The sequence below is a fragment of the Alkalicoccus saliphilus genome (assembly GCF_003044065.1).
GTDB lineage: Bacteria > Bacillota > Bacilli > Bacillales > Salisediminibacteriaceae > Alkalicoccus > Alkalicoccus saliphilus.
Genome location: NZ_PZJJ01000002.1, coordinates 47,595 through 61,226, shown reverse-complemented (window position 1 = coordinate 61,226; position 13,632 = coordinate 47,595). Strand labels below are relative to the sequence as shown.

13 protein-coding genes are annotated in these 13,632 nt (G+C 42.3%); 8 read left to right on the top strand and 5 right to left on the bottom strand.

All coding sequences use genetic code 11. The annotated features are described in order from the left end of the window. Nucleotides 1–357: 357 nt before the first annotated feature. A complete protein-coding gene (locus C6Y45_RS01855; RefSeq protein WP_160058069.1) occupies nt 358–1,158 on the bottom strand; it encodes an alpha/beta hydrolase in 801 nt (266 codons plus the stop codon). A gap of 437 nt (nt 1,159–1,595) precedes the next feature. Here C6Y45_RS01855 and C6Y45_RS01845 point away from each other — a divergent pair, with 437 nt between their 5' ends. From C6Y45_RS01845 to C6Y45_RS01835, 3 genes are all read left to right on the top strand, one after another. Then, nucleotides 1,596–1,820, top strand: a complete 225-nt coding sequence (locus C6Y45_RS01845) for a hypothetical protein (RefSeq protein WP_107583323.1) — start codon at nt 1,596–1,598, stop codon at nt 1,818–1,820. A gap of 136 nt (nt 1,821–1,956) precedes the next feature. Next, nucleotides 1,957–3,165: an MFS transporter gene (locus C6Y45_RS01840; protein WP_107583322.1), complete on the top strand. Its 1,209-nt coding sequence runs from the start codon at nt 1,957–1,959 to the stop codon at nt 3,163–3,165. Between the two features lie 145 nt (nt 3,166–3,310). Beyond that, on the top strand, nt 3,311–3,625 hold the full coding sequence (locus C6Y45_RS01835) for a DUF4190 domain-containing protein (RefSeq protein WP_107583321.1): 315 nt from the start codon (nt 3,311–3,313) through the stop codon (nt 3,623–3,625). A gap of 136 nt (nt 3,626–3,761) precedes the next feature. Here C6Y45_RS01835 and C6Y45_RS01830 read toward each other — a convergent pair whose 3' ends face one another. The 3 genes from C6Y45_RS01830 to C6Y45_RS18025 form a co-directional block, all read right to left on the bottom strand. Beyond that, nucleotides 3,762–5,513 (bottom strand): nitrilase-related carbon-nitrogen hydrolase, encoded by a 1,752-nt coding sequence (locus tag C6Y45_RS01830; protein WP_107583320.1) that lies wholly within the window; start codon nt 5,511–5,513, stop codon nt 3,762–3,764. A 481-nt stretch (nt 5,514–5,994) separates the two neighbouring features. Further along, entirely contained in the window at nt 5,995–7,053 is a 1,059-nt protein-coding gene (locus tag C6Y45_RS01825) for an LLM class flavin-dependent oxidoreductase (protein ID WP_107583319.1), read from the bottom strand. Nucleotides 7,054–7,343: 290 nt separating this feature from the next. Then, a complete protein-coding gene (locus C6Y45_RS18025; protein ID WP_281260567.1) occupies nt 7,344–7,472 on the bottom strand; it encodes a hypothetical protein in 129 nt (42 codons plus the stop codon). Between the two features lie 226 nt (nt 7,473–7,698). Between C6Y45_RS18025 and C6Y45_RS01820 the strand changes: the two genes are divergently transcribed. Beyond that, a complete protein-coding gene (locus tag C6Y45_RS01820) occupies nt 7,699–8,034 on the top strand; it encodes a hypothetical protein (RefSeq protein ID WP_107583318.1) in 336 nt (111 codons plus the stop codon). Nucleotides 8,035–8,626: 592 nt separating this feature from the next. After that, nucleotides 8,627–8,962 carry a helix-turn-helix domain-containing protein gene (locus C6Y45_RS01815; RefSeq protein WP_107583317.1) on the top strand — a complete coding sequence of 112 codons (336 nt, stop codon included), beginning with the start codon at nt 8,627–8,629 and terminating at the stop codon, nt 8,960–8,962. Nucleotides 8,963–9,127: 165 nt separating this feature from the next. Here C6Y45_RS01815 and gltC read toward each other — a convergent pair whose 3' ends face one another. Continuing rightward, a complete protein-coding gene (gene gltC / locus C6Y45_RS01810; protein ID WP_107583316.1) occupies nt 9,128–10,030 on the bottom strand; it encodes a glutamate biosynthesis transcriptional regulator GltC in 903 nt (300 codons plus the stop codon). 321 nt (nt 10,031–10,351) lie between these two features. Here gltC and gdhA point away from each other — a divergent pair, with 321 nt between their 5' ends. The 3 genes from gdhA (at nt 10,352) to C6Y45_RS01795 (ending at nt 13,527) form a co-directional block, all read left to right on the top strand. After that, nucleotides 10,352–11,737, top strand: a complete 1,386-nt coding sequence (gene gdhA, locus C6Y45_RS01805; RefSeq protein ID WP_107583315.1) for an NADP-specific glutamate dehydrogenase — start codon at nt 10,352–10,354, stop codon at nt 11,735–11,737. A gap of 415 nt (nt 11,738–12,152) precedes the next feature. After that, complete coding sequence (locus C6Y45_RS01800) at nt 12,153–12,461, top strand: hypothetical protein (RefSeq protein ID WP_107583314.1); 309 nt, start codon at nt 12,153–12,155, stop codon at nt 12,459–12,461. A gap of 310 nt (nt 12,462–12,771) precedes the next feature. Next, a complete protein-coding gene (locus tag C6Y45_RS01795) occupies nt 12,772–13,527 on the top strand; it encodes a DUF2092 domain-containing protein (RefSeq protein WP_107583313.1) in 756 nt (251 codons plus the stop codon). Nucleotides 13,528–13,632: the final 105 nt, after the last annotated feature.

Here is a 13,632-nt window from a genome sequence, read left to right as displayed (position 1 = left end):
CAGCTGCTTTCCGCAGGCTTTTCAATCGGGCATCTCTCCTATGGAGGTTCACTGAATCTTTTGTACCCGACGTAGTCGTCTGTCCAGCAGATAAAAAATCAGGTAAACATAAGATTCTATGCCCTTTCATCGGCTTGATACAGCTTACTCATCATCCGAAACAGGAAACTCTACATTGTAAAGCTTTCATTTCGTTAAAGGGGCGTATCAGCCACTCAGGTCAGTCGCGGAATCAACGCGATGGCTGAGTCTCCTGCAGTGTGAATTAATTCTGTTGTTATTATATATATACCCGCTTTTTAAGAAACTAACCCTGTATATTAAAAAAAGTGATAATTTTCCGAAGACAGCTAAACATTATCTTTTTATTAAAAAATTTTTTATAGCTTCCCAAAAGCGCGGCGAGGAATGAATATCATTATGCCCCCGATTTTCGATAAATTCATAATCAGATGTTCCTTCTTTTTCTTCCAGCAGCCTCAGCGCCCGTTCTTCCGGAATTATATGATCCTCTCCTCCGGCAATAATCAAAAGAGGTGCGTCAGTATCGTTGATGCGGGAAGCGGAATCAAACGAATAACGCAGCAGCCATGACACTGGAAGAAAAGGATAGTGATAGCGGGCCACTTCCTTCAGTGAATCAAATGGAGTGATCAGCACCATCCCGTCCACCTGTCTTTCTGAGGCGACTTTCACAGCAATTCCAGTACCGATACTCCTTCCCATCAATACCGTCTTTGCAGGATCATGATCCATTAATCCATTCACATTATCAAACACAGCAAGCGCATCTTCATACATCATTTCTTCGTCAGGAGTTCCTTCACTCATTCCATAACCACGGTAGTTGACGAGCAGTATCGTCCAGTCCGCAAGATTTTCAGACATCAATGATATTTGTCCGGATAATTCTTCCGCATTGCCCCCGTAATATATTAAGAGTTTTTCTTCTTCAGCTTTTTTACGCGGATGTACAAGCCACCCGTGCAGCTCCTTCCCTTCTCCACCAGTAAACATTACTTCTTCTGCTCGTTCGTACATTTGTGAGACTCTATCAGCTTCTTCTTCAGTAATTGTCTGTGGATAGAATATGAGGCGGTCCTGAAACAGGTAAATAAGTAAAATCACCACTCCAATAATAAGTACAGGTACACTCAACAGCCAAATCCACTTATTCCATAAAACAGCCGGAATAATCATCTGCCCCACTCCTTTACTGCTTTACTGCAGAAGTTCTTTTGATAAGTTTAGTTATGTTACAGTATCCTTATACTATATTTTCCAAACTTACAGTTTATTATGTGCATGTTTCAAAAGAAGTTCAAAACTAATATAAGAAAGATGTTTTCTGGAATAACCATTGTCAGCTGCTTTCTCCGTTCTCACGGGAGTAATAATTCGTGAAGCTTCCTTTAAAAAACGATGTCTTTACTTCCTTTGTATGAAAAGGCAGGTGGTTGAACATCCACCGATATAGTTTGCTGTTCTCACCTTCTGCAGAGAAAAAAGAGCGCAGGCAACCTTCAAAAACAATACGGAGCTTTAACAGAGCCATTTTTTAAGTCTACTGACGCCTGATACGAAAGGATGATTCGATGGTTTTTGGAATTCTCGGCGTACTCGCTGCGCTCATCTGGCTGATGATATCGCTCCTCAGCCTCCCTGTTCCTATACTCGTACTTGATTTATTTATTATATTTGGAATGCTGTTTTTAGCTGTTGGTGCAAGACAGCAGGGCCAGAGGAAAATGATGTATTTATTTTTTATTCTCACCGGCTTATATGCTGGTTTTTATCTGATTTTATTAACAGCAGCCTGAAAATTTTTTCAAGTATACTGATCAATATTTTTGCTGTCTTCATTATTTCATTTCAAGAAAGGTGGATTTGGATGTTTACACTTTACTTATTCTCAACGGGCTGGGATGATCCTGCTCCTGATAACGGGATCGAACAATGAATCAGCTGAACCCGGATATTGAATTCAGCGGCAGGCACAGGATCCGGCTTCTTTTATTATCTCTGGCAATGGTTGGGGCCATGACCTCCTGGTTTGCTATGACTGCCGTTCTTCCAGAGTTGTCTCAGCAATGGGAGATTTCCGACACCGGCCGAAGTATGGTCACCATAATGGTACAGGCGGGATTTGTAGCCGGTTCCCTTCTTTCCGCATTTACGAATCTGCCCGACCGTATACGGCCGGAACGTCTGTTTTTTTATTCTGCTGTAACTGCAGGACTTACTACTCTGCTCACAATTTTTCTTGCAGACGGTCTAACTACGGCTTTAATCCTACGATTTATTACCGGCATGGCTCTTGCCGGAGTTTACGGCCCCGGGTTGAAGTTAGTCTCTACCTGGTTCCGGGTACGCCGCGGAACAGCAATGGGTATTACAGTAGGTGCTTTAACTGTAGGTTCGGCTAGTCCCCATTTGTTCAGCGGTTTCTGGACAGGCACATGGGAACCGGTACTGGCCGCTGCCGGCTTTTCTTCGATAGCCGGAGGGTTTCTTGTTCTGCTTTTTGTCCCTTCCGGCCCTTATGTGCTTCCAAAAGGTAAATTCGATCCGAAAGCTATTCCGAGAGCATTAAGTGTTAAACCGGTAAGGCTTGCCAACTACGGCTATCTCGGTCACATGTGGGAGCTTTATGCCATGTGGGCGTGGTATGGAATTTTTTTGACACACAGTCTGAACGCAGCCGGAGTAGAGGAGCCATCACGGCTCGCTTCCATACTTACATTTGTTGTTATCTCATCCGGTTTTTTCGGTACGTGGCTTGGCGGTAAATTTGCCGATAAATTCGGCCGTGAACTGCTTACTTTATGGGCTCTCGGCATTTCTGCAGTTTCTGCGGGGACAATAGGATTTTTTTACGGAGCTTCCCCATGGATAGTCACAGCTGTCGGAGTTGTATGGGGAATAAGTATTATCGCAGATTCTGCCCAGTTTTCTGCATTAATTACTGAACATGCAGACCAGCGTTACGTCGGTTCAGCCTTAACTTTTCAGCTTGCCGCGGGCTTCGCTCTTACTATAGCAGCTATAATGCTTCTCCCATTCGTAGAAAATCTGATCGGATGGCGTTATGCTTTTCTTTTTCTTGTGCCGGGACCGGTCTTTGCTTTCATTTCCATGCTTCGAATGTACAGGCTGACGAAATAAAAATTTGCCTGTCAGCCTCCCCCGCCGTTTAATAATGAGCATGGAGGGAAAAGTTCAATGAAAGTATAGTGAAAGACAAATGAAAGCAGAAGCTCAGCAAATGTTGTATTTATTGTTAATGCTCATATAAAGGGTGTGAACTAACATGGCGAATAACGACAGACTTGAACCCGTAAAAGATGAAAATAATATTAAAGCTGTAGTTTCTCTTGTGATTGGTATCATATCCATTCTTTTCACCTTTTTGATCGGTATTTTCGGCCTCCCGCTTGCCGCTGCCGGACTGGTTATTGGGATTCTTGCGCTGCGTGATATTAAACGGAACAATCAACCCGGCCGGGGAACAGCTGTCGCCGGGATTGTGTGCAGTTCAATAGGGATTCTTCTTCCAGTCATCTTCATAGTTCTGGCTTTTACAGTTTTCCAGAATATGCCGCAGATGCCTGTACAGCAGCCGTAAACTTCTCATCATTTATGAATAAAACAATATTGGATTAATTTATCTGATATAGCAAAAGGGACCCCGCATTGTATGCTGAGGTCCCTTTTGCTATAGGCCGCTTTTTAATGTACGTTCTGTGAAGCAGTCGATTTTTTTACGCCATCATATCGCTTTCTTCGTGAGCCGGCAGCATGGAAGTCTGGATATCATTTTTCATGACAAGCGGATAATACTGTTCCACCCTGCGTGAAACAATCCAGTTCTGCTGATTGTACCAGAGGTCATTTCTTAATGTTATTACTCTTTTAGAAGCTACTCCTTCTTCATCAGCAACAGCAGAAATTTCTTTTTCATAATACGGATCAACAGAATAAACAGCAGTTATACTTTTCCCATTCTCTTTCTGCCATCCGGCTAATACAGTGTAGGCCTGAACAGTCATAGCGAGATTTTCCCATACTGCTTTCAAAGTACTTCCGCTTTCTTTATTCAGATGAAAGCGTTCATCAATAAGAGGGGCATACTCTTCATCAGAATCTTCCCCTGCAAGCAGAGCTATAATGTCGGCTCTTTTTACGCCGCAGGCTGTTGTAACTTCAGGAAAATAGCCTTCTTCTTCAAACAAAACAGCCACTCGCCCAATACCCGGTACAGAGACTACTGTAAGATCACTTCCCTCAGCCCAGTGACCATCTCCCTCGTGAAGATGGGTGCTTCTGTGCACAGCATCTATCTTCCCTTCTGCATTTATAATCCAGGCCGATAAATAAACCTTACTTTCCACATACTCCGGGGCACTGACTATAAGAGCAGTATTCATACGTTCTGCCAGAAGCTGATACTTCGGGAGCCACTCAGCGACAAACGCCTGACCAACGAAAATCAGCTCTTCGTACTTTAAATTCGACACTGATCCTGTTGCACTGAGAGCCGGCAGGACGGAGAGTGCGGGGATGCGTTCAGAATTTTTTTCCTGACGGTTAAGTTTTTCTTCCCAGTGATCATAAAACTGTTTAAATGTTCCTCCCCCTTCGATCCGGGGCATTGTATAAGACTTTAAATTTATTTCGGAAGGTTTTGCCGTTTTACGTGAATTCCACGGTCCAATGTGAAGCATAATATCCCTGTAAAGCTCCGGACGACGTTTAAGAAGCCTTTGACGATTCGGATTAACGTAATGCTTCGGATCAATCACTCCATAAATAATTTCCTCGTATCCACCGTCAATCATCGTTTTGGCTTCTACGAGCTTCTCTCCATAAGGTGACCATATTGCACTTGCTCCAGCCATTTGAAATCCCTTTTCCTCATCAGCACGGTTGGCACTGACAATATACATTCCATTCAGCGTAGCCCACCCCTGAAGCATGGAAATGGTCTGTGCACTCGAGTTTGTTGGGAATGCCAGGATGTCCGCTCCGTTCAAAGCCGGAATTCTGGAACTCTCCATATAAACAGCGTCCATACAGATGTTTATAGCTATCCGGCCCAGCTCCGTCTGATAGACTGGAAAACCTAGATTTCCAGGTGTCGCCCAGTGTGCTTCTGCTTCCCATAGATGCGTTTTTCTATATTTACCAATGAATCCTTCCGGTCCAATCAGTGCTGCCGAATTATATAATAAACCTGTTTCGCTGTCGTATTCGGGCATCCCCAATACTATATATACATTCCACTGAAGGCATACAGAATGAAAACGGTCTGTAACAGTGCCGGGGATTGTATCTGTATGAGGAAGAATGCACGAACGTGTATCGTACATATAGCCAGATACTGCAAGCTCCGGCGTTACTATGAATTTTGCTCCGGAAGAAGCAGCCTGTACCACTGCTTCTTCCAGACGTTGTAGATTATTTTCGACTTTCTCTAACTGTGGATGAAATTGAATTGCTGCTGCAAAAAACATAATATCCTGTATACCTCCTTTTATCGTGGTAATTCGTCTTAAAATAACAATATCACCTATATATATGTATCATACATCATTATTCTTTCACAAGCTTTATTTTTCTATATTGTTTGACTGTTTATTTAGGTTCCCTAAAATAGTCACTTGGGATCTTACTATCTCAATTTTTGTATGGATCAAGCCAGAATATTAATAATACTATTTGTTACAGAGAGGTTGTCTCAAAAGGTTCATAGAGACAGCCTGAAAAACACGTATGGAGCCGGACCAAGGTTTTAAACCCTTTTTAGGACGGGGGTTGTCCGACAGGGGGTTGGTCTGTGCGCAGCCGTACTCCATCCCTTATAGAACATCCCCGTCACCCGTACGAGCATTAACAACGGACAGTGAAAACAGTGCAGGCTGTTTCGAAAAAGTATCGAAACAGCCTGCAGGAATATTTTTACTGAAATTTCTTTAGTTAATCAGCTTCTTAACATTATTTCTTGGCAGTGTATTTTTTCACGGCGGGGATAATTTCTGTTCCGAGCAGTTCCAGATTTTTTTGAACTTTTCTGAACGGCATGCCGCCGAAATCTATTTGTGCAGTATAACGCTGATGTCCAAACATTTCATGCTGATACAAAATCTTTTCAATAATCTGCTGTGGACTTCCTACATTCATAATGCTTTCCTTTTCCATTCCATGAGCAAACTGTGCTTTTGGAAAGCCCTGACCGTTAGTTCGTTTCATACCTTCGTTTATATGGGGATACAGCTCGTCCACCGCCTGCTGTGAAGTTTCAGCCGCATAAAAGAAACCAGCTGTAGCAATCGGAAGCTCTGAAGAATCATGGCCGCTCTCCTCTGCTGCCTCACGGTAAGCATCAATTGTCCGTTTGAACATTGAAGCAGGCCCCCCCAGGTGAGCCATAAACATCGGTACTCCTGCCTTTCCTGCTTTTACAGCACTGGCCGGAGTACCGCCGACCGCCCTCCAAACAGGCATAGAACCTTCCACCGGTCTCGGGAGCACTTGGGCATCCTTAAGAGGCGCACGAAATTTTCCATTCCAGTTTATTACTTCTTCCTTATTGATTTTCAGAAGCAGCTCAAATTTTTCCTCAAACAGCTCTTCGTAATTTCTAATATCGTATCCAAGAAGCTCAAACAGTCCAGCTCTGGAAGCCCGTCCGGCTACAATTTCCGCCCGCCCCCCGGACAGTAAATCGATAGTCGCAAAATTTTCAAATACTCTCACCGGATCCGATGTTCCAATAATTGTGGATGAACTCCCGAGCTTTATTTTTTTTGTCGCCTGAGCCGCAGCCCCGAGCACAACCGCATGTGCCTGTGCTGCGAAATACTCCTGATGACTTTCCCCGACACTGAAAAAATCAAGACCTGCCTGTTCAGCCTCCCATGCATAATCGACGATTTCTTTTATCCGTTCCTGAGCGGACACCCGTTTACCGTCTTCTGGATCAGGCAGGTGATCACCGAGTGTATACAAGCCTATTTCTATTCCTTCACTTTGATCAATACGATATTTTTTCATTAATATACATACATCCTTTCAATAAAATAAAGCTCAAACCAAGATGTTAAAGCATACGATACCCGGGCCTCATCCGGAAACTTCCGGGCCGATAAAACAGCTGATGGAAGAAAGGTTCTCTTTTTCGTCCTGAAAGGCAAAACACGAAAACATTTAAGCGGAAATCTGCCACTTATGCTGAATTAACTATAGTTCAACTTACTATTAGTAAGCAAACAAAATACACTAAAGAGATAAGACCCTGCTTATTATTAAGCGTAAAGGGTATACCCATTGTATTAAACAATATTTTAATCTATGGCTCTGTTAAAGCTCCACGCTGTTTTTAAAAAGCCGCTGCGGAAGCGCACAGAACCTTCCGGACCAAATGTCAGCCACATGCTTTCTCCACGGCGGATGTAAAAAACGACACAGAGCATTAACAGAGACAGTCATATAAAAATCGCAGCATTATGACAGGTGAAAATAGTCTTCTATATCGTTAAATTTTCATCTCCTGCTTTTTCCTTCAAAAGATAAAAGGACGTTGTTTTTTAACAAAGCTGGTGGAGACATCGAAGGACTCCGGCCCGATGGGAAAGCTTATCCAAGGAAACGCAAGCAGACATTTATTTTCAAGCCAGTCTATTAAGAAGGAGAGATAAAATGTTGAAATATGTACTCGGGGGCGCTTTGATAGGAGCTGTCATTTCCGGAATTACCGCTGCCCTGTTTAACGGTGAAACCTTTTTATTAATTACAGTAGTACTTGGTGTTCTGGCATTTCTGCCTTTAATAATTAAAGCTTTTACAAGCAGCCAAGTTCCACGCCCTACACTGTATGGTACTTCCGCCCCCAAACGCCATACGACAATTGATGCAGACCAAAGTAAAAACAAACAGCCTGAACAGAAGAAAAAAATGAACAAAACGGCTGCGAGCACAGCTGCAGGCTTAATGCTGCTTATCGTTTTTTTCACAGGAGCTCTCATAATTTTATAAACTAACTATATTTAAGCATATGGCAGCCGGAGAAGTGGACCCACTCAAAATTACCGGCTGCTTATGCTCTCCGGCAAATACACAAAAAGTAACCCTTATTCGTTCCCTCCTGCCACATTTTCATTTTTCAGAGCATTGTCTATAATTCCTTCTTATTTAAATGGAAAAGATAAAAATTACGGAAAAAACTTAAAGAGGTCTATGTCAGTCATAGATTGTATGATGAGGTAATATATCGTGTTAAAATATGACATTAACCACATTCTTTTTTCTTTTATTTTCCATTTAAATAAACTAAATAACGATAAACTACCGTCAATTAAATCATTTTATCCTATATAACGAATATAATTTCTTAATACAAAACATTTGTGTTTATTTTTTGTGAAATCTCAAGTAAAATTAAGTAGAACTCATAAACAAAACAAACAAACGATTCCGGCTGTGCTTTCCTATTTGATTATCTATAACTTTCTAAAAAAACCTCATAAGCTGTAAAGTTTAACTGTAACAAGCGTTGTATACTTAAATTATCTTCTTCACACAGGAAAGCCGGCCGTCCAGGAATCAATATGAAAGGAAGGAATATATTATGATTGGTGAAAAAGTAAGACATTACCGCTTTTCCAGTGGGATGAATATGACCGAACTGGCTAAACGGGCCGGAGTAGCAAAATCCTACATAAGCAATATAGAGCGGGATATACAAAAGAATCCTTCGATTCAAGTATTGGAAAAAATTTCAGAGGTACTGGATATTGAAGTACATATGCTGCTTGCAGAAACTTCCCGGGAAACAGCTCAGGAATCTCTTGCTGTGGATGATGAATGGCAGAGTTTGATCATTGAAGCTATGAATTCGGGGATATCCAAAGACAATTTCAAAGACTTTATTTCTTACAATCGATGGAAAATGCAGCAGAACTGACTTTTCTCTATAAAGAGAAATAATTCTCTGTATCCGAAAGCCTGTCACATATGAGTGGCAGGCTTTTCTTCTGTTGAGGAGACCGCTGACTCGCGTACTCCTTTATACAATCATGACAGACGAAATATATTCCTTGGAATACGCGGAAGAAAACTGTTTGTTCTGTCACCGAAATCTGGAAAGTCTGTCGAAAAAGGCAGTAATAAAATGGTAAAATATTTCTTCTGTCGGCAGGAGTGCTCTGTCTTTGGAGGTAATAATTCCCACGGTCCGCGTGACCGCAGGTTCTGCCACTGGAATTTTAACAGTGGAACGGCTCTGAGTGTCCATCAATGTGGATTCCGGCATTAGAGTGACTCCCAGACCAGCTGCAACAAGTCCTTTCAAGGCATCAATGTCATCTCCTTCAAAAGCAATATACGGGGAAAAACCAACATCTCTGCAGGCTTCCAGAACCATTTCCCTAAAAACAAAACCTTCAGGAAGCAATACGAACGGATCTTCCATAAGTTCACGAAGCCTGACCGTTTCCATATCAGCCAGCGGGTGATTCACTGATAATAAAGCAACAATGTTTTCGGTAAATAATACACGCTGTTCCAGCTTTGACGTTTCTTCAGGCAGAGGTCCGATAACTGCCATATTAAAATCACCTTGCAGAACACCGGAAACCAGCTCATGGTAAAGCCCTTGTTTCAATTGGAATTTTGCTTCAGGATATTCGCGCCGGAAAGCAGAAATTACCATAGGAAGTGTATGAGCAGCCAGACTGATTGGAAATGCGATCCGGATTGTTCCCCTTTCCGGATTTAAATATTCTGTAACTTCCCGCACCCCGTCATCGATTACATTCATCGCGTGAGTCATCCGCTCGAGAAATATTTTTCCGATCGGGGTCAGTTTCACCCTTCTCCCTTCCCGTATAAAAAGATCCACACCAACCTCCTGCTCAAGATTAACTATCTGACGGCTGACTGCAGATTGAGCAACATGCAGCGCCTCCGCTGCTTCTGTCATATGTTCGCGCTTTCCGACTTCCATAAAGTAGCGGAGCTGCCTCAATTCCATCGTTTTCGTCTCCCCTTTTTAAGTATTTCTTCTGCACATTTTTCTGTTGGAATAAACCCCTGACGCTTTAAAGCTCCTTAAAACAATATCTGCGTTCCATCATGGAACATTGACGAGGAACAGTACTTGAAAGCAGAAAATAGAAAGTTTATTAACATAAACTTATGGGTCTTCTAAAGCTTAATTGTTATTAATCTCATATTAGCATCAATCTTATCTATAATCGATATTGATTAGATGATTTCTACCGAAGTAGAATACAGAGTACAGAAGTACTGCAATAAATGACGTGTATATAAATTCAGCAAAGGGGCTGATCGAATGAAAACTGTGGAAGAAATCGCGCACCTCCCGAGCCGGCGGGCGCTGGAATATTCAGACCGGGTTTTCCAGACAGTAAAGAGCCGGAACCCGAATCAGACGGAATTTCATCAGGCAGTGAAAGAAGTATTTGATTCGCTCGTACCGGTGCTGGCAGACAGACCGGACCTGGAGAAACAGGCGGTACTGGAACGAATATCCGAACCCGAACGATTAATTTCCTTCCGCGTGCCATGGGTCGATGATAAAGGCGGTATTCATATTAACCGTGGCTTCCGTGTCCAGTTCAACAGTGCGCTCGGTCCCTACAAAGGCGGGCTTCGTTTCCATCCCTCTGTGAACGAAAGCATAATAAAATTTCTTGGATTTGAACAAATTTTTAAAAACGCACTGACAGGTCAGCCTATCGGTGGAGGAAAAGGCGGTTCGGATTTTGATCCAAAAGGAAAATCTGATATGGAGATTATGCGCTTTACACAAAGCTTTATGACAGAGCTGAGCCGTCATATTGGAGCGGATACAGACATACCAGCAGGAGATATTGGTGTAGGAGCCCGGGAAATAGGTTATATGTTCGGGTATTATAAACGACTGCGCGGCGGCTACGAATCAGGTGTCCTGACAGGAAAAGATGTACAATCCGGCGGCAGCCTGGCTCGTAAGGAAGCTACCGGCTACGGCACGGTGTACTTCGTTCAGGAAATGCTGAAAGACCGTGGTCTCGACCTTTCCGGAAAAGATGTCGTAGTCTCCGGCTCAGGCAACGTCTCTATCTACGCTATAGAAAAGGCTGAGGAATTAGGAGCACGCGTAGTGGCTTGCAGTGATTCCAACGGATATATTGTTGATGAGAAAGGAATCAACATAAGTACCTTAAAACGTTTAAAGGAAGTTGAACGGAAAAGACTGGAAGAATACAAGGAAGAGCACCCCCATGCTCATTATGTGGAAAATGATATCTCCTCCATCTGGGCTGTACCATGTGATATCGCTCTTCCATGTGCCACGCAGAATGAGCTTGGAAAAGAAGATGCAGAAATGCTTGTACAAAATGGCGTGAGGGCGGTAGGTGAAGGTGCCAATATGCCTTGTACGCAGGAAGCAATAAGCCATTTTATGTATCACGGTGTCTTTTTTGCTCCGGGTAAAGCAGCCAATGCCGGAGGAGTTTCCGTTTCCGCACTGGAAATGGCCCAGAACAGCTCCCGCCTTTCCTGGAGTTTCAGCGAAGTTGATGAAAAACTCCAGGAAATTATGAAAAAAATTTACCATGATAGTCAAGAAGCTGCCAATCAGTACGCTTCCAGAGACAATTTAATTGCAGGAGCCAACATTTCCGGCTTTTTGAAAGTAGCAGATACTATGATCATACAAGGCGTTGTTTAGTAATCAGCGGTCCGTCTGAGCAGCTCGTGACCGCCGGAACATACATCCCGATAAAACAACAAACATTAACAGCTTTTAATGAAAAAAGCCGGACAGGATCATTTTAGATCCAGTCCGGTTTTTGTTATCCCCTATAATACCTTAAGCATAAAGGTCATACGCTTATTATCTCAGAGCACCAACCAACAATTTTAAGTAAATAATTCTTTATCCTCACTCATTATTCCCATTTTTTTCACGTCCTAATTCTTTTGTATGAATATGAATGAAAATTAGTATTTATCTATCTTTCTTAGTTTGGATGCCTTATATTCAAGGGAAACGTTTACCATAGTCAGATAATCTAATCGTTCTTTTGGTAATCAGCAGTCACCGTCGATTTTTTGCAATTTCAGTCAGCAGGGAGAGAACTAATATGAATATACGCATGGATAACAAAACGCGAACGTGGATTGAAAATCAAGGAGGCATATGCACGGTTAATCTTGTTGCTTACCCCGGCCAGGTAAACAATAAACGGCTGCTCGTTGATTTCGAATGTTCAACCGAACCACCGCATAACCTTGAAGATTACTACCGGCTTGAACTTGACGGTGCCGCTCTTTATTTTCACAAAAAGCTGGAACAGAAAAAGAAAGATGTTGAGCTTCGTGTTTCTGGACGTGAACCGTTTGAATATTTGGAAGTAAAAGGCTTTAAACGATTGTTTACCGAAGCAGTATAAATAATAGCCTTCTACTGCTTTTTCTATCATTCCAAGTAGAAAAAGCAGTTTTTTGTGTTTTAATTTGTAAATAATCTTTTATTATCCCCATTATAATACTCCATGTGAGTTGTAAAAAACTGCCTGGAGCTTTCTCCGCAGCCCCCCCTCCTATTGAATATCTATTTTCCTTCACATAAACTACTCTATCTTCGGCTTCATTTCCCAGCAGTCTGCAAATAAATCAATGTTAAGTATAGGCAAACCGGAAATGTTTCATTAAAATAAAGAAGCATGCAATTAATAACCCCTGGTACTGGAGGAAATTTACATGAAGAGGATGTACATATTATCGGCCTGCGTTTTATTAACCACTGCTGCAGGCTGCAGCAATCAAGAAGAGAACACTTCTACTGAAGATAAAAAGGTGGAATCAAACACTGCTTCTGAAATAGAACAGGATCCTGAAGCTCTGGAAATCGTTGAAAATGCGATTGATACAGAACGAAACATTGAAAGCCTGTTTCTTCATCAGGAAATGATTATGAAAATGGAAGACGATGAGGAAGCGCCCGGGGATACGATAGAAGAAAAGCTGTGGATCTTCCCTGAGGAAGGAGAAAATACTCACGAACGTCGGGAGGCATCCATGTTTGGTAATCCACTTGAATACATGATAAGTGATGGAGAAGAAATATTAATATATACAGAGGGAGACGACACCGCACATCTCTACCCTGCCGAATCGGACGATGAAGTGGAATTTGCTGATGAAGCATCTGTCATGGAAGAACGAATAAATACGTTTGATTCGCGTTTCGTTGGAGAAGAAAAAGTGAATGGGTACGATACTTACCATGTTGCTCTGGAACAGGAAACAGAATCCCATGAGTACTGGTTTGAAAAAGATTCCTACTTTACAGTACGTCAGGTCAGCACTATGACAACTGCAGACACAACGGAAATAAACGAACTGAATGTACTTGAATTTGACCTGGATCCGGAATATGAAGAAGAACTTTTCAATTTCGAAGAAGCAGTTGATGAGGAGACAGAGCTTATACGTACGGACGATCAGGAAGGTTAGTTGAGCGGATTAATGAAAAAAGATTTTTCAAACTGCGGCTTTTTATTCAAAAAAACGGTTATGACTGAATTTAGTCATAACCGTCAGCAGTCTTCATAGCAGCAG